This is a genomic window from Arthrospira sp. PCC 8006, assembly GCF_046480465.1.
Lineage (GTDB): Bacteria > Cyanobacteriota > Cyanobacteriia > Cyanobacteriales > Microcoleaceae > Limnospira > Limnospira platensis.
Genome location: NZ_PKGG01000016.1, coordinates 22,405 through 47,412 on the forward strand (window position 1 = coordinate 22,405; position 25,008 = coordinate 47,412).

Annotated in this window: 24 protein-coding genes; 10 read left to right on the top strand and 14 right to left on the bottom strand. The window is 44.1% G+C overall.

Going from position 1 to position 25,008, the window contains the following annotated elements; all coding sequences use genetic code 11:
* Positions 1–33 precede the first annotated feature (33 nt).
* A complete protein-coding gene (locus tag B9T16_RS04650) occupies positions 34–300 on the top strand; it encodes a DUF1816 domain-containing protein (RefSeq protein ID WP_006617462.1) in 267 nt (88 codons plus the stop codon).
* Between the two features lie 22 nt (positions 301–322).
* Here the strand turns inward: B9T16_RS04650 and B9T16_RS04655 are convergent, their stop codons facing one another.
* Genes B9T16_RS04655 through B9T16_RS04665 form a run of 3 tightly spaced genes read right to left on the bottom strand, consistent with a single transcriptional unit; the run spans position 323 to position 2,650 of the window.
* Positions 323–1,156: an alpha/beta fold hydrolase gene (locus B9T16_RS04655; protein WP_006617463.1), complete on the bottom strand. Its 834-nt coding sequence runs from the start codon at positions 1,154–1,156 to the stop codon at positions 323–325.
* Between the two features lie 4 nt (positions 1,157–1,160).
* Positions 1,161–2,510, bottom strand: coding sequence for a serine hydrolase (locus B9T16_RS04660; protein WP_006617464.1), 1,350 nt, complete (start codon positions 2,508–2,510; stop codon positions 1,161–1,163).
* Positions 2,495–2,650: a hypothetical protein gene (locus B9T16_RS04665; RefSeq protein ID WP_231852024.1), complete on the bottom strand. Its 156-nt coding sequence runs from the start codon at positions 2,648–2,650 to the stop codon at positions 2,495–2,497. Before B9T16_RS04665 ends, B9T16_RS04660 begins: the two co-directional genes overlap by 16 nt.
* On the opposite strand from B9T16_RS04665, the gene B9T16_RS04670 reads away from it, so the two are divergent.
* Positions 2,644–4,356 (top strand): hypothetical protein, encoded by a 1,713-nt coding sequence (locus B9T16_RS04670; RefSeq protein WP_235181476.1) that lies wholly within the window; start codon positions 2,644–2,646, stop codon positions 4,354–4,356. The genes B9T16_RS04665 and B9T16_RS04670 overlap by 7 nt on opposite strands.
* Positions 4,357–4,382: 26 nt before the next feature.
* Here the strand turns inward: B9T16_RS04670 and B9T16_RS04675 are convergent, their stop codons facing one another.
* On the bottom strand, positions 4,383–6,539 hold the full coding sequence (locus B9T16_RS04675; protein ID WP_006617467.1) for a Tex family protein: 2,157 nt from the start codon (positions 6,537–6,539) through the stop codon (positions 4,383–4,385).
* A 120-nt stretch (positions 6,540–6,659) separates the two neighbouring features.
* Here B9T16_RS04675 and B9T16_RS04680 point away from each other — a divergent pair, with 120 nt between their 5' ends.
* Positions 6,660–7,802 carry a SpoIID/LytB domain-containing protein gene (locus B9T16_RS04680; protein ID WP_410244208.1) on the top strand — a complete coding sequence of 381 codons (1,143 nt, stop codon included), beginning with the start codon at positions 6,660–6,662 and terminating at the stop codon, positions 7,800–7,802.
* A gap of 184 nt (positions 7,803–7,986) precedes the next feature.
* On the opposite strand, the gene B9T16_RS04685 is transcribed toward B9T16_RS04680, so the two are convergent.
* The 3 genes from B9T16_RS04685 to B9T16_RS04695 form a co-directional block, all read right to left on the bottom strand.
* On the bottom strand, positions 7,987–8,241 hold the full coding sequence (locus B9T16_RS04685; protein WP_410244209.1) for a hypothetical protein: 255 nt from the start codon (positions 8,239–8,241) through the stop codon (positions 7,987–7,989).
* A 139-nt stretch (positions 8,242–8,380) separates the two neighbouring features.
* Positions 8,381–9,598 carry an ABC transporter permease gene (locus B9T16_RS04690; RefSeq protein WP_006617764.1) on the bottom strand — a complete coding sequence of 406 codons (1,218 nt, stop codon included), beginning with the start codon at positions 9,596–9,598 and terminating at the stop codon, positions 8,381–8,383.
* Between the two features lie 36 nt (positions 9,599–9,634).
* Positions 9,635–11,293: an efflux RND transporter periplasmic adaptor subunit gene (locus B9T16_RS04695; RefSeq protein WP_006617765.1), complete on the bottom strand. Its 1,659-nt coding sequence runs from the start codon at positions 11,291–11,293 to the stop codon at positions 9,635–9,637.
* Positions 11,294–11,400: 107 nt separating this feature from the next.
* Between B9T16_RS04695 and era the strand changes: the two genes are divergently transcribed.
* Positions 11,401–12,333, top strand: coding sequence for a GTPase Era (era, locus tag B9T16_RS04700; RefSeq protein ID WP_006617766.1), 933 nt, complete (start codon positions 11,401–11,403; stop codon positions 12,331–12,333).
* Between the two features lie 19 nt (positions 12,334–12,352).
* The gene (locus tag B9T16_RS04705; RefSeq protein WP_410244210.1) at positions 12,353–12,751 is read left to right on the top strand and encodes a hypothetical protein; all 399 of its coding nucleotides are present in this window, start codon (positions 12,353–12,355) and stop codon (positions 12,749–12,751) included.
* On the opposite strand, the gene B9T16_RS04710 is transcribed toward B9T16_RS04705, so the two are convergent.
* Complete coding sequence (locus B9T16_RS04710; protein ID WP_006617768.1) at positions 12,734–13,333, bottom strand: TetR/AcrR family transcriptional regulator; 600 nt, start codon at positions 13,331–13,333, stop codon at positions 12,734–12,736. The genes B9T16_RS04705 and B9T16_RS04710 overlap by 18 nt on opposite strands.
* A gap of 128 nt (positions 13,334–13,461) precedes the next feature.
* Here B9T16_RS04710 and B9T16_RS04715 point away from each other — a divergent pair, with 128 nt between their 5' ends.
* Genes B9T16_RS04715 through B9T16_RS04725 form a run of 3 tightly spaced genes read left to right on the top strand, consistent with a single transcriptional unit; the run spans position 13,462 to position 16,837 of the window.
* Positions 13,462–14,874, top strand: coding sequence for an HlyD family efflux transporter periplasmic adaptor subunit (locus B9T16_RS04715; RefSeq protein WP_006617769.1), 1,413 nt, complete (start codon positions 13,462–13,464; stop codon positions 14,872–14,874).
* Positions 14,871–16,058, top strand: a complete 1,188-nt coding sequence (gene devC / locus B9T16_RS04720; RefSeq protein WP_006617770.1) for an ABC transporter permease DevC — start codon at positions 14,871–14,873, stop codon at positions 16,056–16,058. The genes B9T16_RS04715 and devC overlap by 4 nt, the downstream gene beginning before the upstream one ends.
* Positions 16,059–16,102: 44 nt before the next feature.
* The gene (locus B9T16_RS04725; RefSeq protein ID WP_006617771.1) at positions 16,103–16,837 is read left to right on the top strand and encodes a DevA family ABC transporter ATP-binding protein; all 735 of its coding nucleotides are present in this window, start codon (positions 16,103–16,105) and stop codon (positions 16,835–16,837) included.
* 3 nt (positions 16,838–16,840) lie between these two features.
* On the opposite strand, the gene B9T16_RS04730 is transcribed toward B9T16_RS04725, so the two are convergent.
* From B9T16_RS04730 to B9T16_RS04755, 6 genes are all read right to left on the bottom strand, one after another.
* Positions 16,841–17,329, bottom strand: a complete 489-nt coding sequence (locus B9T16_RS04730; RefSeq protein WP_006617772.1) for a hypothetical protein — start codon at positions 17,327–17,329, stop codon at positions 16,841–16,843.
* 61 nt (positions 17,330–17,390) lie between these two features.
* Complete coding sequence (locus B9T16_RS04735) at positions 17,391–19,406, bottom strand: tetratricopeptide repeat protein (protein WP_410244211.1); 2,016 nt, start codon at positions 19,404–19,406, stop codon at positions 17,391–17,393.
* A gap of 57 nt (positions 19,407–19,463) precedes the next feature.
* Positions 19,464–20,408 carry a HEAT repeat domain-containing protein gene (locus tag B9T16_RS04740; protein WP_410244212.1) on the bottom strand — a complete coding sequence of 315 codons (945 nt, stop codon included), beginning with the start codon at positions 20,406–20,408 and terminating at the stop codon, positions 19,464–19,466.
* A gap of 84 nt (positions 20,409–20,492) precedes the next feature.
* Positions 20,493–21,275 carry a calcium-binding protein gene (locus tag B9T16_RS04745; protein WP_006616490.1) on the bottom strand — a complete coding sequence of 261 codons (783 nt, stop codon included), beginning with the start codon at positions 21,273–21,275 and terminating at the stop codon, positions 20,493–20,495.
* 121 nt (positions 21,276–21,396) lie between these two features.
* A complete protein-coding gene (locus tag B9T16_RS04750; protein ID WP_410244213.1) occupies positions 21,397–22,239 on the bottom strand; it encodes a glycosyltransferase family 2 protein in 843 nt (280 codons plus the stop codon).
* Positions 22,240–22,453: 214 nt separating this feature from the next.
* Positions 22,454–23,506, bottom strand: a complete 1,053-nt coding sequence (locus tag B9T16_RS04755; protein WP_035736827.1) for a glycoside hydrolase family 10 protein — start codon at positions 23,504–23,506, stop codon at positions 22,454–22,456.
* Positions 23,507–23,905: 399 nt separating this feature from the next.
* Between B9T16_RS04755 and B9T16_RS04760 the strand changes: the two genes are divergently transcribed.
* Positions 23,906–24,175 (top strand): hypothetical protein, encoded by a 270-nt coding sequence (locus B9T16_RS04760; protein WP_006616493.1) that lies wholly within the window; start codon positions 23,906–23,908, stop codon positions 24,173–24,175.
* A gap of 194 nt (positions 24,176–24,369) precedes the next feature.
* On the top strand, positions 24,370–25,008 hold a 639-nt coding region (locus B9T16_RS04765), incomplete at its 3' end, for a pentapeptide repeat-containing protein (protein WP_410244214.1).

The window sequence follows — 25,008 nt, forward strand, 5'->3', positions numbered from 1 at the left end:
AAACTTCACCCCCCTAGGTCACAGGCAACAACAATGAAAAATTTTGTGGTTAACCAGTTTAATACTTTTGGGTTGGCGTTTTGGGTTGAAATTATGACCGAAATGCCTCGATGTACCTATTACTTTGGGCCGTTTCTTACCGAAAATGAGGCGGAAGAAGCAGAACCGGGTTATATTGAGGATATTCAAGGTGAAGGCGCTACCGGTCTACATGTGGCAGTTAAGCGCTGTCAGCCTGATGTTTTGACCGTGGCGGCGGATCTTGATCAAAATTTTGATAATCCCCTACAGTGGGCATAGTGGCTTAACTGGGGCGGGAAAATTAGCCGATATCAACAATATTAGGATGGTTTTTGATCCAGTTATCGATATCGGTGATCACTTGATCGGGGATCTCCCAAGGGAATAAATGGGCTGTGTTGGGATAGCAGTTAAACTGCGAATTGGGTAAGTTTGCCGCCGTTTTTTGACTGGAGATGGCAGTAATATGTCGATCGCATTCTCCGGCTAATATGAGGCAATGACAGCTAATATTTCCCAACTCAGCTAGACGGTTATATCGGTTTTTTAATGCTTGTCTCAGGGCTATGGTGGCTGGTATGGAGGTTTTTAAATAGGCGGGTGTGGCTTGTTTGGCTATGTATTTATAGGCGGTGGGTGTATGCTGTTGGATTAAGTAGCGAAATAGCGATCGCTTACCGAAAAAATTGATATTCCACTGATTACCTGGCCATATCCAATTAATCATCCCCGCAATTCCGGTTAATAAATTATCTACCCATGAAATCGGAGGATGGTTCCCACGGGGATAGCCAGACGTAGCCACTAAAATTAATCCCGTAAACCTTTCCGGGTTTCTTAATGCTAATTCTAGGGCGAGTATACCTCCCAAAGACCAGCCGATAATTAAACATTTATCTATTTTTAAGCCATCTAAAAGCTGTTCGATATCTTCGAGATGATCGGTCATCTCAAAGGGTTGTTTAACCTGACTTTTCCCATAGCCTCGCAGGTCTGGGGCGATAGTTTGATAGTTTTGGGATAGGTGATCTGTAAACACGGACATACAGCCTCCTGACCCAGGATGACCATGAAGACACAGTATCGGAAATCCTTGACCGCGAATTTCTGAGTTTAAGGAAACAGCTAAACTCATCTGTTTATAACTGACCTCTCATGATAATATGTTCCGCAATACCAGCGATCGCTCTGCGGACTTGGGGAATATTTCCGGCTGAGTTATCGGTAATCGTAATAATATACCTTTCCCCGTCAATACTAGCCGCTAAAGTCGTGCCAATTACCCTAGAGTTTTGACCGGTTTTTTCCCCTAACCACTGGGCTTTTAATCCTTGTAAGGCTTGATAACCAATTTCGCGATCGTACTGATGACTTAAAGCCTCAATTAATAGTTCCGAGTGGGGGTGTTCATAGTTGTAAATTTCTACCATCATTTCCGTGAGTTCATCACTGGTCATGCTATTGCGACCTCTACCAGGTCGAAAAGGCATAATCCGATCGCCCATGAGTTTAAATTGCACCCGCGTTTGTTTATAACCATGTCTTTCTAGTAGTTTATTGATATAATCAGAACCCAAATAGTCGATAAGTTGATTAGTCGCGATATTACTACTATGGTCAATCATTTGAGCCATTAACATTTGGAGAGAGTAGGATTTGCGGGCGCGAATTGACGAAGCATCTTCCGTAAAATTACCCCCCTCGACATAGATTTCTTTGTCAAAACTCACCTGTTCCTCAGCCGCTTTGTGTAATAAGGCGATCGCCACAGGAACTTTAATTAAACTAGCTGGACTCGCCGGAGGTTGATGACCCCGTAAACTAGCACAATGGCGGTTTAAATTACAAACGCTGATGGTCGCATTACGCGATAAACCACTCCTAACTCGAATTTCTTCTAAAATTTCCGATTGAGCATTTCTTAACTGGAATTTGAGGCTATTATAGCGGTCTTGATACTCGATAATTTTCGCGGTAGCTTGTGGGTTTAAAAATGAATCCTGGGGAATTTCCTGTAAATTGGCGATCGCTCTTTGCCAAAAGGTAGCCATTTGTTGTCGCGTTTCCCAAGATATCTGAGAACTTTTGCCGATCGCCACCGCTTGATTGGCTAAACTGATCGCTTGTTTCCAATTATCATTAGCCCGCTGTTCAATCATAATTTGCACGTCCAGGCGGCGCAGTTGTTCGATCATCTGCTGAGAAGGTTCCCGCCTATGGTTAGGAAATAATGACATTAATTGACGGGAATTACCTGCCGATTCTGGGGAGTTTTCTAGGGTGTATAATAACTCGTCCCGGAGGCTCATCAATTCATTGAGGGAAGTAGCCCCATATAATTCTGAGGATGACCCTAACATAGGTAAGGCTTGAGTTAAGCCAATAGTGACGGCAATGGCTACAGCACCAAGCCACCGGGTTTTGGACTTGAGTGGATTTAAACGTTTGGGACTGCCTAAGTAGGCACAATTGGTCAATTGTGCAGCCATTGTTTCTCCTCATCACCAACAGCAAGGATCATAGCAGGAACTGTGGCAATAGGGCGATCGCCTAGGGAAAATTTCCCAGTTTTTTTGTGATCACCCTGGGATATACTGAGGAAACATTCAATCAGCCGGGACAGTGACATCAGAAACACCAAGCCTAGGGGGATCGGATTTACCCCCAGATCAATCTTTTGTATCGACGCTTGGGGACGATTCCTCAAATCGATGGTATCTAGGGCTGGATGTGGGGACGACCGGAATATCAGCCACACTTTTGGATCGCCTGACTGAGGCTGTTTACCCTATATATTGGCTGAGTGATTCTCAGGAAGGCGATCGCATTTTTCGCCTCCCCAGTCGCGTCCACTTGCATCGAAAATCCGGGGAAACAGAAGTTTTACAAGGATTTAAACCTTATCTGAGTTGGGCTATTCCCCATCATTTTGGTGAGGATTATGCGCCCTGTCCCATGCTTCAGGTATCCCCAACCCAAAAGTTATTTTTAGGGACCTTTAAGCAGGCTTTACAGTTGCTATTATCGACTATTTCTCCTCAAGGTGGGGGTGACAATATAGACAGCGAAGATGGTGATTTGACTTTACCGAAAAACTATCAATCTGCTGCTAATGGTTTAACTGATCAGGAGTTCAAAACCGCTTTAGATAGTTTAGCGGGGGTCGTGGTAGGATGCCAGTCTCAGGCTTCCCATGCTTATGGTTTTAATCTGCGGGAAACCATTTTGGCGGCGGGTTTGGTCAACAGTCCCTCTCAAATTTGGATGGTCGAAGATGCGATCGCTACTTGGTTAAATGAATCGGAATCTCCAACAGACGAACCTACCTTAATTATTGATGCTGGCGCTGCTACCACCGAGTTAATGGTAATCGGAATATCTCAGGATCATGATTTAACTTATGCTGACTGTTTTGGTGTTAGTGTCACCTATGGTGGCTATGATGTGAATTTGGATATTATCTGTCAATTTTGCGCCGAAAATATGATTGATTGGGATGGTTCCTATTTAGTCCTACCTACCCCGGGAACATCCCAACGCACTCACCGCGATCGCCTTCAACAAAAGTTGGTTTTATCAGCTTTAATCGATGCGATCGAATCCCAAAAACCCAGTTTACAAGCCGGCAAAAATGTCACTATTTCTCTACAGGATCAGGAGGTCAAAGTTACCAGTAATGAGTTACAGCGTCGCGTGTTAGTTTCTTTTGTTCAGAACCTGAACCGAGAGTTAAATAATCTGATTAGTAAAGTGGGGGTTTCTCCCGTAGGGATTAAAAGGGCAATTTGTCGGGGTGGTAATGGTTCATGGTCCGTCTTGAGTCAATGGCTGCGGCAAAAGTTACCTAATGCGACTATGATATCAATTACTGATCCAGAATCTTGGTGTAATTATGCGATCGCCAAAGGTTTAGCCAGGATTCCTTTATTTCCCGAATTATTGAATTATTCTAGCCAACAATATGGGGATTATTTCTTATTGAGTGAACTGCTGCGGGTCTTTGGCGATTTACCTTTATCTATCCCAGAGGTGATGACTCGTTTAGAAGAAAGAGGCGTAAATACTCGTTGCTGCAAATCTCAGATTTTAGCTATCCTCAAAGGTCAACTACCCCCCGGGTTCATTCCCTCAGAATTAGACACCCCCCTAATTGTTCCCATATCCAAACATCCTGAAATCGATATAATTAACCAAGGTGCGATTTTTTACCAAGATGTTGACTCTAGCTATTTTGTCAACCTCGAAAGGTCGGAAATGTGCCTACAATATCTTGATAAACTCTCACGAGAATATCACCAAGTTTTAACAGAACCCTTGGCGATCGTGCAATTGTAGGGAAGCAGCCGGGGGTAAGTCTGAGTTTAACTGCGTATTCTCATCGATAAACTAATCCGATTTAACTTTTCGTTGACTTCCAAAACCTTCACTTTCACCACCTGTCCGACTCGGACAATTTTTTGAGGGTCTTCCACAAAGCGATCGGCTAATTGGGAAATATGAACTAACCCATCTTGATGGACTCCTACATCTACAAAAGCCCCAAAATTCACCACATTAGTAACAATTCCCTCTAACTCCATTCCCGGTTTCAAGTCCGACACCTCTTTAATATCATCCCGGAAAGTAGCATATTTAAACTCAGCCCGTGGGTCTCGTCCAGGTTTCTCTAATTCAGCGATAATATCCTGGAGAGTAGGTAAGCCGACCGTATCTGTTACATAGCCTTTTAAGTCGATTTTTTTGAGTTTGTCAGCAGTTTTGGTAATCGCATTTAAAGGGATTTCCACATCCGCTAAAATTTGTTCCACTACCGGATAACTTTCTGGGTGAACCGCCGTATTATCTAACGGATTAACACCGCCACGAATCCGCAAAAATCCCGCAGATTGTTGAAACGCTTTCGGCCCTAATTTCGCCACCTTTAAAAGCTGTTTACGATTTTTAAACGCTCCATTTTCATTGCGATATTTCACAATATTTTGGGCGATAGTGGGAGTAATTCCCGACACAAAAGTTAGGAGTTGTTGGGAAGCCGTATTTAATTCAACGCCCACATAGTTTACACAACTTTCTACCGTTTCATCAAGTTTTTTCTTGAGCAATTTTTGGTCAACATCATGTTGATATTGTCCCACACCAATGGATTTTGGGTCAATTTTAACTAATTCTGCTAACGGGTCTTGGAGGCGGCGACCAATACTAATCGCCCCCCGAATTGTCAAATCTAAATCCGCAAATTCTTCCCGCGCCACATCACTCGCCGAATAAATAGAAGCACCAGACTCGTTTACCATTACCGTAATAGGTGGAGATTCTAAAGAGGCGATCGCCTCCTTAATAAACTCTTCCGTTTCCCGTCCAGCCGTACCATTCCCAATAGCAATTAATGCGATTTTGTACTTTTTAATCAAGGCTTGAATCGTTTTGGTCGCTTGTTGACGTTGTGACTGTGACTGGTGGGGAAAAATTGCCTGATATTCGCAAAACTTGCCAGTTTCCGACAATACCGCCACCTTACAACCTGTTCTAAAACCTGGGTCAATGGCTAAAGTAGGCTTCATTCCCGCTGGTGGAGATAGTAATAATTCCCGCAAATTAGCTTCAAATGTCTTAATAGATTCTAGGTCTGCGTAGGATTTGCGATCGCTCCTAATTTCACCAATCAACGAATTTTTCATCAGGCGATTAAAAGCATCTTTAATCATCTCCTGATAAAACTTGCGAATCTCCCGATTTTTACTGCGAATAACTTGGGATTCTAAGTGATGCAGCACCAAAGACTCATCAAAATCCAGATCCACCTTGAGAACCCCCTCAGTTTCTCCCCGGAATAATGCCAACAAGTTATGGGGTTTAATATCCATCACATTTTCCCGAAAATTCCGATACATTTCAAATTTCGTCGAACCTTCTGGGTAATCATCTTTAATCCGCGAAATAAACGCGCCATCATTAATAAAAAAATCGCGCACATCTGCCCTTAAATGCGCCGTCTCTGCCACCTGTTCCGCCAAAATATCCGAGGCTCCAGCCAGGGCATCTGCCACCGTTTTAACCCCCTTTTCTGCGTCGATATATTTAGCCGCTTCTGACTCTAGGGAAACCGTGGGCGCTTGGGGTTGGTTAAGGGAACTAATCAACTCAGCTAGGGGTGCTAATCCTTTTTCCTTAGCCATAGTGGCGCGGGTGCGACGTTTGGGACGATAGGGAAGATATAGATCCTCAAGTTCAGTTTTTAACAAACAGTTTTCAATTTGGGTCTGCAGTTCATCCGTGAGTTTTTCCTGAGAGGCGATCGCCTCCAAAATGCTAGTTTTTCGTTCCTCAAGTTCAGTTAAATAAGCATATCTTTCCGCCAGAGTTCGCAGTTGAATTTCATCAAGGGAACCCGTCCTTTCTTTCCGATAACGTGCAATAAATGGAATAGTCGCCCCTTCCGCAAATAATGCCAATGTATTTTCAACTTGAACCGGTTTTAACGAAAGTTCCTGAACTAGAATTTGAGTAATATTAAGCATAGACTTTCAATCGACTTGATTTTGTGACTTAAGATTGGTATACCAAGTTATTGTAAATGCTACCCTCTGAATATGGGTGTACAGTCAAAGTTAGTATCTCGCACATCTGAGAATTAATATATGAGTTCAGGAATATTTTGGGCTTCACTGTTACTTCGTCCTCTCCAGCGTTATGGGTGGCTATCCCTGCTGCTGTGGGTGCTGATGATGTCCCCAGCCGCCGCCTCCGTATTAATGCGGGTGGCCATAACCACTAACACCAATGATATTAAGGTCGGAAGTTCCACCCCAGCAACAGTCCGCGACGGTAGCGGTAACGTCTTAGGACAAATCCCCAATATGGGCGCAACTGTCGCCAAATCTGCATCAGGTCAGGTATCCCTCAGCCAATGGAAAGCCGGTCAAATTTGGGTGGAACCCTCCCAAAACGGCAAAGTCTGGATCGGTGATAATTGGTATCGGGGACGGGTGTTATTAGTCCAGCGCAATGGTGGGTTAATGGCCATTAATTATGTCGATCTCGATCAGTATCTCTACAGTGTCCTAGGGGCAGAAATGGGGGGGAATTGGCCCATTCAAGCCCTAAAAGCCCAAGCTGTCGCGGCGCGGACCTATGCACTGTATAAGCGCCAAAATAATAGCAGTCAGATTTATGATTTAGGGGATACTCAAACCTACCAGGTCTATCGCGGTGTGTCTGGGGAGTCACCAGCCACTCAGACTGCCGTTAGGGCGACAGCAGGTCAGGTGTTAACTTATAATGGTCGGGTGATTTTGGCTGTTTTCCATTCTTCCTCTGGGGGTCACACCGAAAATGTTGAGGATGTCTGGGAAAATCCCTTACCCTACCTGCGCGGGGTTCCAGATTTTGATAGTGGTTCTCCCGTGTTTGAATGGACAAGGACTTTTTCCACTAATGACCTTAGTAACCGCATTTCAGGAGTTGGTCAAGTTTCGTCTATGACACCCGAAAGAACCTCAGCTTTTGGAAGTGTAATTTCCATGAGAGTGGTCGGAAGTGGCGGAACTCGCACTATTAGCGGTGAGGATATCGCTGGGGCTTTGGGGTTGCGTAGCACCAGATTTAGGGTCGATCGTAACAATGCTTCTGGCAATTTTGTAGTCACTGGTCGCGGTTTTGGTCATGGTGTGGGCTTGAGTCAATGGGGGGCTTATAATTTGGCTAATGCTGGATATAATTATCAGCAAATTCTCGCCCATTATTATCGAAATACAACTCTGGCTAGAATCCAAGTCCAATAATTGATAATTATTAATTGTCGGGGCGGGTTCTGCTGTCAATTCTCCATCCCCACGACCATCTAAATAAACCCGCCCTATCCCTGGTCATTAATTGATAATTGTCGGGGCGGGTTCTGCTGTSAATTCTCCATCCCCAGGACTATCTGAATAAACCCGCCCCAGCCCACCGGATAATTGATAATTATTAATTGTAGGGGCGGGTTCTGCTGTSAATTCTCCATCCCCACGACCATCTAAATAAACCCGCCCTATCCCCGGTAATATTAATTGTCGGGGCGGGTTCTGCTGTCAATTCTCCATCCCCAGGACTATCTGAATAAACCCGCCCCAGCCCACCGGATAATTGATAATTATTAATTGTCGGGGCGGGTTCTGCTGTGAATTCTCCATCCCCACGACCATCTAAATAAACCCGCCCTATCCTATCTATCCCCGGCAATTAATTGATAATGATTAATTGTAGGGGCGGGTTCTGCTGTGAATTCTCCATCCCCAGGACTATCTGAATAAACCCGCCCTATCCCCGGTCATTAATTAGTTAATAAACCCGCCCTATCCGAATCAGCGCCTATCAACTATTAAATACTGCGGAGGGCGACGATTGGATCAAGGGCGGCGGCGCGTCTGGCGGGAACTACGCCGAAAAATAAGCCAATACCACCAGAAACACTGACGGCGACTGCGATCGCACTTGTGGAAATTCCAGCTTCTAAAGGTGTTAGTATTCCCACCAGTAACACACCACCAACACCTAAACCCGTGCCAATTAATCCCCCCGCTACAGATAAGATAATCGCCTCAATAATAAACTGAATAAGAATATCATTTTGGGAAGCGCCTATGGCTTTTCTCAGACCAATTTCCTGGGTTCTTTCTGTGACAGAAACCAACATAATATTCATAATTCCAATTCCCCCGACTAACAAGGAAATCGCCGCCGTCGCTGCTAACATCAACGTTAAAGCCCCAGTAATTTGTCCGAGGATATTCATTAAATCCTGTTGATTCCGAACCGTAAAATCATCTTCATCAGTAATTTTATGTCGTAAACGTAGCAAATTCTCAATTTGAAATTGTGCCGCCCTCATCTGATGTGCTTCTTTAATAGAAACGGAAATAAAGGTAACTTGTAAACCATAGGGAGAATTGCGCCCAGTAATGCGATTAGCAACGGTGGTAATGGGTATAAAAGCATTCATATCCTCATTACTTCCTAAACTGGAACCCTTGGGTTGCATGACTCCAATTACCTGCAATGTAATATCCTTGAGTCGGACTTGTTTACCGATGGGGTCTTCATTGCCAAATAATTGTTCTGCTATTTCTGAACCGAGGGCGACTACCTGTTCATTTCGCTGAATATCCAAATCAGAAATAAACCTTCCTTTGGCAATATCAAAACTACGAACGGTCATATATTCTGGGGTAGTGCCAATTATAGAACCAGAGGCATTCCTACTCTGATAAGATATTAATTCACTAGCTGTTAAAGAAGGTGCTACAGCTTCCACTGAGGGGACTTGTTCAGCGATCGCTATTGCATCTTCTAGGATTAAATTTTGAGGGGGATAAACAGGTCTTCTCTGGGCTTCCGGGCTGCCGGGGACAATAAATAATACATTAGGACCCAGGGAATTAACTTGATTTTCGACAAAGGTTTGCGCCCCTTCTCCAATACCTATCATAGCAATAACTGAGGCATTACCTATAATAATGCCTAACATAGTTAGGCTGCTTCTCATTTTATTAGCCAATAATGTCGCCGAGGACATTTTGATACTTTCTACAATATGCATAATTAGGGATAAGTAGTTAAGGATTGAGATGCTATTTTATTGTATAATATCTTCAAGTTTTTGTCCGGGTGGCAATTCAATAAAAACGCGATCGCCTGTAGTAATTCCTTCCAAAATCTGGATTTCATTACCAATTTGTGAACCGATAGTAACCGGTTTAAATTCTGGTTGACCTTCCTGGTTAGGAATGAGTACACCCGTATTTCCCCGATTAGTAATAATCGCCACAGTCGGAACCACAACAGCTTGATTAAGTTGGCGACCGACAAACCGTAAATTAACATTCATTCCCGACTGCAATACATCCTGTCCCGTGCGAATATCAATCCGGGCTTGAAACAGGGTAACATCTCGTTCTTTAATAGCTTCCGGGGCGATTAAATGCACTTGACCTTCAAAAACCTGATCTGGGTAAGCATCGGCTATAATTTCCACCCTTTGTAATGGTTCAATTTGGACAATATCAGTTTCGGGAATTTTCGCTAAAACTTCCAAATCCTTAGCCAAAGCCACAATAGAAGTAGAGGTAGCAGAAGTCGCATCAGAGGCGGAAGTAGCCGGAGTAACAAAAGCGCCCTCAATCGCATATCTTTGAGTAATAATTCCCGCAAAAGGCGCACGAATATTAGTATCTTCTAACAGCACTTGATAATAGCGCAGTTGACTTTCAGCCTCCCGGACATCAGCTTCAGCAGCCGCAATATCTTCAGGACGAGTGCCATTTTCCAACTCATCTAACTGACTGCGCGCCTCGGTAACATCAGACTCAGCCTGTCTGATAACTTCAGGACGAGTGCCATTTTGTAACTGTCGCAAATTTTGACGTTCCTGTTCAACGGTAGCTTCCAATCGTTCAATTTGCGATCGCCTATTTTCCTGAAGTTGTGCTAGTCGCTGTTTAGCCTCATCCTGTAAAGCCTCCAGGCGGCGTTGATCTCGCCTATAGCCATCCAAAGTATCCTCAGAAACAGCCCCCTGACTTTTCAATTCTTCATAGCGCTGTACCCGTCCCTGGGCCAATTCCAACTCAGCTAAATTGGCTTGTATTCTTGATTGGGCTTGGTCAATTTCATTTTGTAGACTCCCCGACCGGGCATCAAATAGGCGAATTTCCGCCTCTCTAAGCCTCGCAGATGCCACCGCAATTTCTTCTTGGCGTGTTCCAGCCTGCAACTCTGCTAGACGTGCCAGCGTGCGTTCTAGGCGGGCTCTGGCGCTGGCAATGGCTTCGGGACGAGAGCCTTGGCGCAGTTTTGCCAAATTGGCTTGGGCGCGTTCTAACCTGGCTTGGGCTTGTAGGCGTTGGGCTTCGAGTTCGTTACTCTCCATGCGCGCAATAATTTGACCGGCTTCGACACGATCGCCCTGTTCAACGTACAATTGAGCTAAACGCCCTTGAGTTTTCGGACTCAAATTCACCCGGCGCACGGGTTGTACAACTCCACTAGCCCTAACGATTACAGTTAAATCCTTGGCTTCCACTGGTACAGTCAAGGCTTCTACCATTTGTAGTGAGTTAGGCTTGCGATGATAAACTCGGTGCCAGACCATGGGAACGGCAAGAATTCCTAAAGCCAGTAGTGCGATCGCCCACCATTTTGGTCTACGTCGGGGCGGTTTTGCTACTGTGGGCTGGAAGTCATGCTTAACGAGGCCGTTAGAGGACTCTGTTTCTGGTTTTGGATCTGTTAACATTATGGTTCCTCTCGATCCACGAACTGACAAACTCGATCAGTATTTGGGATTAAATCTGATCAGTTAGTCATATATCAATTTTATCAAAATTTTAGGTAATTGGAAGGATGGACTCTATATTTCCGGTGAGTATTCCGGTCGCCCCCGAAGGCTACAAATCAGGTTTTGTGGGCATTATCGGCCGCCCCAATGTGGGGAAATCAACTCTGATGAATAAGTTGGTAGGACAAAAAATTGCGATTACTTCTCCTATCGCTCAAACTACTCGTAACCGCTTACGGGGAATTCTTACTACTGACTCGGCTCAAATTATTTTCGTCGATACGCCAGGAATTCATAAGCCACATCATCAGTTGGGTAAGGTTTTGGTAAAGAATGCGAAATTGGCGATCGCTTCCGTAGATGTTTTAGTTTTTGTCGTGGATGCTTCGGTCATGTCCGGGGGTGGCGATCGCTATATCGTCGATTTACTTACCCATACTAAATTTCCCGTGATTTTGGGTTTAAATAAGTGGGACTTACAGCCAGATCAATATGAGGCGATCGACCAGAGTTATCAGCAGTTCGCTGAGGCTCATAAATGGCAAATGGTCAAGTTTTCTGCTGTCACTGGTGCGGGGGTAGAAACATTACAAAATCTGTTAATTAACAGTTTAGATCCCGGTCCCTATTATTACCCTCCTGATTTAGTGACTGACCAACCCGAAAGGTTTATTATGGGTGAGTTAATTCGTGAACAGATTTTGCTACACACCCGCGAGGAAGTACCGCACTCTGTGGCGATCGCTATTGATAAAGTCGAGGAAGATGTTAAGATTACCCGCATTTTAGCCACCATTCATGTCGAACGTCTTTCCCAAAAAGGCATTTTAATTGGTAAAGGCGGACAAATGCTCAAAACTATTGGTAGCGCCGCCCGCCAACAGATTCAAAAGCTAGTAGATGGAAAGGTTTATCTCGAGTTGTTTGTGCGCGTTCAACCTAAGTGGCGACAGTCCCGCAATCAGTTGGCTGAGTTGGGTTATCGGGTCGAAGAATAGGGGGGAAATGGAGGGCAATATGAGCGATATCGGCACTATATTTGGTTTTTTGGGCGGCACTGTTGTGGCTATTCCAGGAGGATATAAAGTCCTGCAATATCCTAAGCCAGATCGCGTTTTTAAAAGACTGTCAGACGCGAAATGGTTTTTAACTCTCCGCTGGTGTGAACAGTTTACTACTCCGGCTGGGGTCTTGAATTTAGAGGGTCAGCTTTCTTTTTGTAATGCCGCAGTTATGGCTATGGGAGAGGATAAATTTTTACCCCCAGAACACCGACAGCCTATCTTTAACTGCTGTTTATCTTTACCTCTCGGAGAAACCACTATTTATGCTAATCCTCCCCTTCCCGAAATTCAGATCATGGCTATAGAAATTGATCAGCGTTTTGGAAGAGTCGCCTTAGTCCGTTATTACTAATTTTACCAGGCCTTCAATATAGCGATCGCGTTCCATGGGCATAATTTCTCCACCGTGCATAATTTCCTGGATTAGTAAGTAGTGTAATAATGCTCCCATAATCACCCTAGCAGTCACTTCCGCATCAGCTAACTTGAGTTTTGGGTAAGATTCTAAACTCTTAGTTAGCCTATTAATTCCTACTTTAACAACGTTACTAATGAAGGCTTGAGCTAGTTCTGGAAACCTTCCCGATTCCCCAATAATTAAGCGCAAAAAACACAGCAACTCGGGGTCATTTAAGATTTGACTTAAAATTGCAGTCGCCCATGTTTTTAAAAATATAGCCGGGTCTTCTGGTTCCTCAATTACAAAGTCCAAAATTCGTTTTTCCCCTAAATATTCAGTTAAGGCACTAAACAAACTTTCCTTATCCCCAAAGTGATTATATAGGGTGGCTTTTGATACTCCAGCCGTTTTAGCTACCCGATCCATGCTGGTAGCTGCAAAGCCGTGGGCCAGAAATTCCTCGATCGCCCCCTGAAGAATTTGTTCTGCTTTGGGGGCCATCCCTGTCTCTGGGTGAGATTGTCTCTTGGCCATCTAATTCTCTCCTCGTGCCGTGGCAGTCCTTGTGAATTTTTGTGATCTACTTGTCATTATACCAAACAGTTTAGTATACTTAATTAGTGAACTAAACAGTCTAGTTTAATTATGGGGAGAGATATGTTATGTTACAGTCCCACAGCACCAGCGATTTCACCTCAACTGGTTTCCTAGGTCGCCGGATCAGCACCTGGGCAATGGTTGCCACTGTAGGGTTAGGAAGTGTTGCTAGCTATATGTTTTGGCAGTCTACCCAAGAAAGCCAGGAAATGCCCTTAGCGGTAGCTAGTCTACCCGTATCAATCAAGGTAACCGCTTTGGGGCGATTGGAACCTGAAGGGGAGGTGATCTCAATTTCGGCTGCCGGTGGGATGGAAAATAACCTAATTCAGCAGTTGCTAGTCCAGGAGGGGGACTGGGTGCAGGAGGGGGATGCGATCGCCATTTTAGATAGTCGCGATCGCCTTCTAGCGGCCATAGAAAAGGCTCAGGAGCAGGTCGGTTTAGCAACAGCCAAACTCGAGCAAATTAAGGCGGGGGCGAAAATTGGGGAACTCGAAGCGGCTAGGGCTACGATCGCCCGCCTAGAGACCGAAAGGCTAACGAATATCGAAGCCGGACAGGCCATGATCGCCCGTTTAGAGGCTGAACGCAGCACCGATATTGTAGCAACAGAAGCCAAAATCGCCCGTTTACAGGCTCAAAAACAGGGGGAATGGCAGGTGGCACGGGCAACAATTAACCGCATTGAGGCTGAATATAACAATGCTGTCAATGATGAACGTCGCTATCAGGAATTGCATCAACAGGGGGCAATTTCCGAGGAGTTATGGAATTTAAAACGGCTGCACAGGATAACGACAGAAGAACAGTTACAGGAGGCACGGTTTAATTTAATTCGCATTGAAAATACTTATAACCCGCAAATTCAAGAAACCCAGGCTCAATTAACCCAAATTCGGTTAGCAAAACAACAGCAGATTGAGGAAGCTCAGGCTAATTTAGATGGTATAGACCGGGGAGGAACACAACAAATTCGGGAAGCCATGGCTACCCTTAATCGTATTGCAGAAGTGCGACCTGTGGATATAGCGGTAGCAGAAGCGGAGGTAAGATCAGCCCAAGCTGCCCTAAGACAAGCCCAGGCAGATTTGGCTTTAGCTGAAATTATTGCCCCCAGAAATGGGCAAGTTTTAAAAATTCATGCTCACCCTGGAGAAAAAATTGATAATTTGGGAATTTTGGAACTGGGAGAAACTCGGCAAATGGTGGCGATCGCTGAAGTTTATGAAAGTGACATTCACCGGGTTAAAATTGGACAATCTGCCCGGATTACTAGCGCGGCTTTAGAGGGAGAATTATCGGGAATTGTAGATCGCGTAGGTTTACAAATTCAACGGCAAGATGTAATTAATGCTGACCCTTCTGCTAATATTGATAGTCGGGTTGTGGAAGTGCGGGTGCGTTTAGATGAAACTGCCAGCCAGAAAGTTGCTGGGTTAACTAATTTACAAGTATTAGTGGTAATGAAACCATGATTAAATTGATGAAGCCTTTACAACAATTAGCTAGACGGACTCCTTTAGGATGGTTACAGTTAACCCATGATAAGGGTAGGATGTTGGTGGCGATCGCTGGTATTGCCTTTGCTGATATTTTGATGTTTATGCAGTTAGGATTTCAGACAGCATTATATAATAGTAATACTCGCCTTCATAGAGCCTTAGAAGCAGATTTAGTGTTAGTTAGTCCCCAGGCTTTGAACTTAACCCGTATGTCTACTTTCACCCGTCGCCGACTTTATCAGGCGATGAATGTGCCGGGGGTCGAGTCAGTGGAACCTGTTTATGTGGCTCTCAAAACTTGGAAAAATCCCCAAACCCAGAAAGAAACCGCGATTTTGCTGTTGGGATTTAATCCAGATAAACCCGCTTTTAATTTTATCATAAATCATCCAAATTTACCAGAGATTAAGTTACCAGATCGGGTTTTATTTGACCGGGAAGCTAGGGGAAACTATCAAGAGGCGATCATATCTATAGACCGGGGAGAAAGGGTGACAACCGAAATTGAACGCCGCACTATTACCATTGCTGGTTTATTTGAACTGGGGGCATCTTTTGCCGCTGATGGTAGTTTAATGACCAGTGATCAAAACTTTTTGCGCCTGATGCCCAAACAACAAGCCAGCAGTATTAATATAGGTTTAATTAAAGTAGAATTAGGGGCGGACATTTTGGAAATTCAAGCTCTGTTAAAAGCTCATTTACCCTCCGATGATGTGCGGGTATTAACTAAGGCTGAATTTATCCAATTTGAAAAGAATTATTGGACAGCTAATACTCCTGTTGGTTTTGTGTTTAATTTAGGAGTAGCAATGGGTTTTGTCGTGGGAACCATTATTGTTTATCAGGTATTGTCAACTGATGTCGCTTCTCATTTGGCTGAATACGCCACTTTTAAAGCTATGGGTTATCGAACTATTTATTTATTGTCAATTGTGTTTGAGGAGGCTTTGATTTTATCCTTATTGGGTTTTGGGCCGGGATTGGGTATTTCTATTGGCTTATATGCCATCACTAGAAATGCTACAAATTTGCCTGTTTATATTACTTTATTTAGGGCGGTTCAAGTATTTATTTTGACAATTATTATGTGTACCATATCAGGGGCTATAGCTACCCGCAAACTTCAGGCGGCTGACCCGGCTGATATTTTTTAGATTCAGATCAGGGGTTGTCAATTAGGGGGGTAAAACCAAGGAAGATGATTATGAATGCGGCGAATATTATCAATGCAAGTTTTTCAGAAACCGGCACAAATTCGGTGATTGTAATTGCCGGATTGAATCATTATTTTGGTGATGGTCATTTAAAAAAGCAGGTTTTGTTTGATATTAATTTGGAGATTAAATCGGGAGAGATTGTGATAATGACCGGGCCTTCTGGGTCAGGAAAAACTACACTTTTGACCTTAGTGGGTGCTTTGCGATCGCCTCATTTTGGCAGTTTAAAAATCTTAAATCAAGAAATTTGTGGGGCTAAGGATAATCAGTTAGTAATGATTCGCCGCCAAATTGGCTATATTTTCCAAGCCCATAACCTTCACCGCAGTTTAACAGCTTGGCAAAATGTGAGGATGGGTTTAGAAATGCACGGCACTTTTTCCAGGGAGGAAATGCGCCACCATGCTGCTGAAATATTAACAGAAGTTGGACTAGGCGATCGCCTTAATTATTACCCAGAAGATCTATCTGGGGGACAAAAGCAACGGGTAGCTATTGCTAGGGCTTTAGTTAGCCATCCCCCTATTGTTTTAGCCGATGAACCCACCGCCGCCCTCGATAGTAAATCGGGACGGGAGGTAGTTAATTTAATGCAAAAATTAGCAAAAGAACAGGGTTGTACTATCTTATTAGTTACCCATGATAACCGTATTTTGGATATTGCCGATCGCATTGTTACCATGGAAGACGGAAAGCTAACCTCTAGTCTCCGTTAGCTGTTATTCCCCGTCATAATTAGTTTCTAAAGCTAATAATTCTGACCGTCGCTGACTCAGTTGAAATTCCAAAGATTCAATTTCAGCCAATAACTCTTGACGGCGTTTTTCTACCGACTGGGTTTGACTATTAAAATAGGCTTCTATTGGCGGCCATAATTCAATCGCCCAGTCGCGGCTGGCGGTTTTCATTTCATTAATTACTTTCACCGTCCCGTCAGGTTCCAAAACAAAGAGGGTATATAAGCGATCGCAATTTCCCCGTTTTCGCCTTCCTTTTTGACAATAAAGATATAATCCTGGAACCTGTAAAGCTGATTGGTCAATTTGACTCACAAAGGGTCCCTCAATGGAATAACCATCAGTCTGACTGCGGTCTATTCCTTCTACCAATTTACACCAATTACCTAATTTAGGATTAAGGCAACTTTCCCAAAATCCTGGGGCGATTAAAAATGCCTCCCTTAAATTAACTAAAATTGACGAACCCATAGAATTATATCACTCGCAAATTTTGACATTTAACTATAATAAACCCTACGGCAAAATTAGACTATTTAACCGGGACACAATTTTGATAAAATTCTTCTAAGCCTTGCAGACCTTGTAGGTCATGATAGAGACGAAATCGATGGTTTTGGATTTTCTGTTTAATGGCGGTTCGGGTTTCTGGGTCTAACCCTAATTTAACGGCAATTTCTATATATTCGCTTTCGGAAGAGGCGATGGTTTCAGTAACTCCTAAGCGCCGTAAAATCCCCGCTGACTGGCGACTTCTCATGATTTCCCCCTGATGAGTAACTAGGGGTAAATTAGCAGCGATCGCATCTAAAGTAGTCGCAAATCCGGTAAACTGAAACGTATCTAAACCCACATCAGCTAAACTCTGTAATTGCAGATATTCGGCATAATTTAAGCGAGGTAAAAATAGACAGTAATCTTCACCCGACAAACCAAATTTGTCAAAAGCAGCATACAGACGCTTTTGGAATTTGGCGGTAACTTCCTGATACCAATGGGAGATAAATACAAATTTAGCTTGATTTACCCCTTGGGCAATTTTACCATAAATATCATCATATTGGGGTAAATATTTAAACAGAGACTGACAGGATAAATAGATGATATCATGGTCGGACATCTGCCAATCTGACCGAGATTTTGCCGAGGGGGGAAATGATGGCTGGTCTAGGTAAATCCCTAAATTAGGTAAACAAATTAAATGTTCGTTGTAGTAAGTTTGGGCGTTAGCAGGTTCCAGCAATTCAGCGGAGATAAAATAATCGATAGTTGGTAATCCTGTAGTGGTTGGATGTCCCCAGGTAGCACAATAAATAGGGGCGAGTTTTAATCCGGCTATTTGTAGGGTTTGGGGACACATTCCCAACTCTAAAAATACCAGAATATCCAGGCGATCGCTATAAATTTGTTGACTGACTTGTTCAATGTTATTATAGATATGATAGAATTTCTCCGAATATTGTTGATATAAATCTGTAATCTGGTCGGCTTCCTGTCCGGTATAATAACAGTAGATCTGGAACTTTTGGCGATCGCTATTTTTCACCCATCCTAAAAAGAGATTCCCCACTGTGTGCCATTGTAAAAAAGAACAGATATAACCAACTCTAATTTTATCAGATTTTCCCCTCAGTCTAGGGGGCGGTGTTTCTCCCCATTCGGGATAGTGGGCGACCATTACCCGATGTAAAAAATCCCCATATTGGCGCTGTAAGTTCTTTTCAGACAAACTACCTTTAAATAACTGTTCATCCCCCTGATATTGCAGGTAAAAATTTGTACCTTCCCCCATAGCCTGGAGGGTAGCATTATCAAAAATCGAGGCTTGGTTAATAATCCCGTTGAGGTCTTGTGCAAACCCTTGTCGAGAGGCGAAAATTTCCGCAGTGTTATTGTAGAGAATCGGAAATAATCGCAATTTGGCAAACTTCAGAGAAATCTGATCAGGAAAATTCTTAACAGCCACAGTCGCCCAACTTATAGCTTCTGCAATTGCGCCGATTTCTGACAATGATAAAATCAAGTTAAGATAGACTTCCACCACTTGAGGAAATTCATCAATCAAACGGCGATAAATGGCTGCTGCATCATTATATTGATTTAGMCGTTGATAACAGTCTCCCAGGTTGAGGTTAACTTCCAGATGAATAGATGATTGATAATCTTGACAATTTGCCAGATACTGATTATAGTAGTCAATAGCTGTTTTATAGTCACAACTATAATAGGCTGACAATCCTAGATAATAATAGCCTTGGGTTTCATTTCCTAGGGCTACCCAAGCCAACCCTAGGGCTGACAGAATTTCCGGGGTGCTGGTGTATTGGAGTGCTTTTTCATAGGTGTTTATAGCCTGTTGTGGTTGATTTTGCAACAACAATAAAGCACCATAGCCCAAGTAAGCATTAGTCAGACCTGGACAAATAGCGATCGCTTTTTGATATTCAGACTCCGCCGCCGCTAACTGTCCTAACTCCAGGAATTGCGACCCTAACTGACAATGAAAAGTCGCCAACTCAACATCAGGAGAAATCATTTTATCCGTCATGATTGGTATTAGTGATGCAGCCCTCTGGAGGGGGACAGATAGCCAACGGTAGAATTGCTAGATTTGCTGGTTAGGCGGATAAGCCGAGACCCCCCCAGGAGACCGACGGAGACCGGAGTTAGGGCGGATAGGTTGGGAACCTCTAGGGGAAGGACTCGGACTCGTGTTAGGGCGGATAGGCTGAGAACCGACCGGAAAGGGCCGATTAGCCTCAACCCTTCGATTGGCGGTCTTTTCCGGGGATTTAGCCACATTCTGATGCAGTTGGCGATCGCTATTTTCCAGGGCGGCGGTCATAGCCGGAATCAGGGCTGATTCAATCTTACCGAGGGCGAAAGCCGCTTTGGTGCGAACTTGCATATCCGCGTCCGTAAGTGCCTTAGTGAGGGCAGGAACCGCCGGAGAACCGATGCGCCGGAGGGCGATAGCCGCGCTAATCCTCACTTCCTCATCACTATCTTTGAGGGCAGCAATTAACTGAGCGATCGCCGGGGCTGCTTCTTTTCCTAGGGTTCCCAAGGCAAAAGTTGCCCCTTCCCTGACCGCCTTATCTTCATGGTTGAGGGCTTCGATAAAATCGGCGATCGCCGTTTTTTGGATCTGATCAGAAGCCGGTCCCAATTGCTGAAGCGCAACGGCCACATCCATTCTCACCGCCGGGTCAGGGTCTTTGAGGTGAGATAGCAAAGCGGCGATCGCATCAGAGTCCTGTAAACCCATTACCCCCAAACCATAGGCGGCGCTGCGACGGATAGCCGGGTCTGGGTCTTCTAAGGCTTCCAGCAAAACCGGAACCACCGTAGACCCCATTTGTTTTAACACTTTCACCGCCGCTAGTCGATGCTGTCGGTTATCGCTACCGAGTTCCTGAATTTTAGTAATTACCTCTGCTGTAGCTGTCGCCTGGGTGGCGGTTGTTCCCATTAATAACAGCATCGCGCCAAAACAAAACCGGACTATTTTCGGGGATCTAAAAACGCTGGGCTTGGCATGGTTATCCATATTAAACACCTGGTTTGAGGATTTTGGGGGTTGACTCCAATCAATTCGAGAGACTTCCCAAGTTAACCGCTATTTTAACCCATTTTAGATGAAAATAAAATCGATATCCAGGAGCAACCGTCGCGGCAGGTTGCCATCGTTAATCAGAACCCCCAGAAAATCCCCATTTTCCAACTCAAGAATAATGTCATTTAAGCCGTTACCATTGACATCATTTTGGCTGGGGCGCAAATCAGGGCGATCGCGTTCTAAACTCAATTCATCAATGCGAGTGCCCACGGGGACAGCAATTTTATCACCAAAAAACGGATTATTGACCACATTAAAACCGCGAATTTCATCAACATCTCGCAGTTGTGAACTCCTATGTATGGGGTCTAAGAAATAAATATCATCACCCTCACCACCCATTAGGGTATTGCGACCCGCGCCGCCGTAGAGAAAATCATTACCCAAATCGCCAAATAAGAGATTATCGCCATCATTTCCCCGGATCGTGTCATTTCCCTGACCGCCATAAATGGTATCATTTCCCGGACCACCTTCTAATAAATCATCCCCTAAATTTCCAAATAGGAGATCATTACCGGGTCCACCATACAAGAAATCATCTCCTTGCCCCCCGAACAGTGTATCATTATTGCTTCCCCCACTAATGGTATCATTGCCTTGGTTGCCATTGACCAGTAAGGGATCGGTGATATGAGAGGCTTGGAGGCTATCATTTCCCGCTAGTAACAAAATCCCGTCAGGAAAGGCTAAAGCCTGACCCGGAGTTGCAAAAATTATATCGTCTCCAGGGGAACCCAACAAAGCAGTAACTCCGAATATACCTAAGTTAGCGCTAGGGGTTAAAAAGCTGGTCATAATCTGGTACTCCTTGTCAAAATCAGATCTGCTGAAAGTTTACCAAGTTGATTGACAGAATCTTGATCTATTTGTTTCCGGGGAGGTGAGAGGGACTTATGATTGATGTCAATTGTCAGGTTTAATGTAGTTTTTGCCTGAGATTTAACGGCAAAAAATCATAGTCTGGATGAGAGGAAACCTTGGCAAAAAAGTTAAGATCTGTATCTGTGCCTTCCTGGATATTTTGATAGGTTTTCTGATGCTGATGTAACCGAAAATAAGATAGGGTTTCATCAATAAATCCCACCTGATATGCTGCCATAATTCGCCACCACAAATCCAAATCAACTAATTGGTTTAAATGGGGGTCAAATCCTCCTAAGCGATCGCATACTTCCCCACGGAGTAAAACCGTAGTTGGTTCCCCAATTTTATTAATGGGATGTTCCAATAATCGCGGATCTGACAATAAATCTCTACCCCATTGCACAGGTTGTAATTGAGACCAACCCGCCGGCAAATTCTGGAAATCCTGATAAACTATCATCAGATAGGGGTCGGTTTCTGACCCTGGATCAAAAAACATTTCTCGCCGGGAAAAAACTAAGGCTATGTCCGGGTATTTTTCAGCCAAATCAACCATTTTTTCGACGCATTGTGGAGCCAAAAAATCATCTTGAAAGAGGAACTTAATATATTTACCCTTAGCCTCGGTAATACAATGATTACAATTCCCGGCAATTCCCCGCTGATTCTGATTAGTAATTACCCGAATTTCCTGGGATGAATTTTGCTGGAAAAAATGAGCGATCGCCACCGTTTCATCCGTGGAATCATCATCAGAAATAATCAACTCAATTCGGGAATAAGTTTGAGATAAAACACTAGCAATAGCCTCCGCCACAAACCTCTCCCCATTGTAAGTAGGAATACACACACTAACTAAGGGAGTGTCTATGGTGACTTCCTGGCTATCATACATAACCCAATCCTAATGATTAATTACCATATATTGACCAATCAGGAGAGCCATCAACCCCCTCTCATAGAGGCGAAGGAATAGCAGCAGCTATCATCCAACAGAGAGGCAGTTAAAGTCACAGCGTTTAATTATGGTTAAATATCCCCATAATAAGCCGTCACAAAAGAGCGTCATCTCTGCTGAAAATAGCCAGTTTTGTTCAATTCAATATCATCTACAACCGGGCGGGAGTAGCATAAGGTCCTCGGCGGAGTGCTTTAGCCAACTCATCATTATTTTCCCGGAGTCCTTCATAAAAGAATAAAACCTCCCCTTTCACGCCGCGATGTCGGTTGTAGTCAATAGACTTTAAGAGTTCATCGGCACTAATGCGGTAGGAGCCCACCTTAATCAAAACTCCGGGGGACAATTTAGGCAATTGCCAATCTCGGAATTGCACATCAACCAACTGATCAACTAACCCCTTATAACTCCAAAAATTGCGGCGGTAAAGTTGCGGGTGAATCATATCTACCAAATCCCGATCAATCCAAGCAATATAATCCTGGAGGTATTCATTTAATCCCCAACTATAAACACTGGGAGACATAGAAACAATCAAATTAGGTTTAATCGCCTTAACCTCTCGTTTAATCCGCGCCAGAAAATCCGTGAGAATATTAGCGCGCCACTGTAGCCATTGAGAGTCCTTATGATGTAGGGGAGGTTGACGGCCAAACTCCTTGACATAGCGCTGCACCGTTTGCTGATCATATCCCCCTTCCGAAGGTAAAGCCGGGAGTCGATCATCCCCTTGAATGCCATCAATATTATATTTACGGACGACCTCCAAAATCAGACTCATAATAAAGTCCTGAACTTCGCTATCAAAGGCATTCATCCACTCAAAGCCATTTTTAACCACCATACCCCCCTGGGAATTAATCGCCGACCAGTTAGGTTTTTGGTTAAGGATGCGGCCCCCATTCTGTTGATAGGAACTAGCAAACCCATACTCAAACCAGGGTATCACCTTGAGTCCGACGCGATGGGCTTCCTCAATCACTTCCGCGAGAGGGTCACGTCCGCGAACATAAAAATCAATCTCAACGCCAAATTTTTGGCTCATCACCTGAGATTTATAGAGAGTGACCCCTTTATTCCAAACCACTGGAAACACGACATTAAAGCCTGTGTCGGCTAAAAAGTCCATTGCTTCAGCAATAGTCGCCCTAGAGTAGAGAACCCTGCTATCAGTAGTAGTTAGCCAAATCCCACGAACTTCCATAGTCCCTCCGGTTGCCAGTAACTTGGTTTTCACATTGAGGATTTTCCGGGAATGAACCCGCTAATCCGTAGACTGTTCCCCATTTCTCAAATTGATTTGAGTGGCAGTCTTGCTCAGTATATCCCTCAGCTATTATCTTTAGTTAGGGGACTATTTTAAAAACATTGCCCCCACAACTGCAGTGGGGATTAGAATCTGGCAGATTGACAACGCTCTATGGGGCTGACTATTGCTCCTATTGGTGTTAAACTGATATCAAGAGAAACGTTGTTAAGGTGAGAATCTGTCCCACCACTGAGCAGCAAGTTGCCTGAAATCGACTAATTCCCCAGATGCGTGCTTCTGTCTTAGGTTAAATGAGAATTTGACCTGGGTATTGGGGTAAGGAATACACACTTTATGGGAGTTGCAAGGGATCCGTCCGCTGGTTATTGGCGATGGGTTAAGGGTTTTCCCGATCATCAGCCAAATGTGTTGTTAGCTAAAATCATCAAATTTTGGATTATTCAGGCGATCGCCTATCCCCAGAACCGCCACCATGGGGATCAGTTTTGGCGAGTAGCTCTTCCCCTGTCATCTAACACTTCCGAACCCTGGCATCTTGATTTACTCCTAGTATCTTTAGCTTCCCTAGAACATTATGGGATGGTCGCTGGTGATACAAGCTGAATTGGGGCAATTAGCTAAAGCCTTCTGAGGCGGTCAGCAGGTAGCCTGTGGGTATCGACTCAGGGGCGAGTAGATCTTTTTGTTGTTAACCATCAGTTCACCCGCAGATTCTATGAGCTTTTTCGATTGGAGTTCATGGAAAATATCCCTTTTCAATTCCTATTCCAATAGAGATAGTCAATTATTCCTTTTGTATGAGCAAGCCTGAAACGGTTACTGTTAATAAACTTTTAACTCGATATGCCCAAGGGGAACGAAACTTTAGCGATATCTCCCTAGTGGCAGCAATTTTCAATGAAGTTACCCTAAATCGGATCAACTTGAGTGGGGCGAATTTGGCAGAAGCCCTAATGGTTCATACCCGCTTGATTGGTGCGAACCTGAGTAGATCTCAGTTGAGTTATGCGGATCTATCAATGGCGGTTTTGATTGATGCGAATTTGACTGGGGCTAGTATGACGGAAACAGTTTTGCATCAAGCTGACCTGAGTGGGGCGAGTTTGAGTGGGGCGAWTTTGTCTCAGGTGAAYYTAACGGGGGTTAACCTCACCGGAGCAAGTTTGATTGGGACTTGTCTGCTGAATGGTTCTCAACTGACTGATGCTATTTTGGTTGGGGCGACTATGACTCGCTCTGTTCTCAGTGGGGCGCACATGACGGGAGCTAATTTAAACCGCTCTATTCTTAGTGAGCTAGATTTGAGTGGGGCGAATTTGACCGGGGCTACTCTGATCCGGGTTCACTTAAATCAAGGAAATTTGAGTGGGGCGAATTTGACCGGGGCTGATTTGAGTGAGTCAGTTATACAAAATAGTAATTTCTGCATTGCCAAT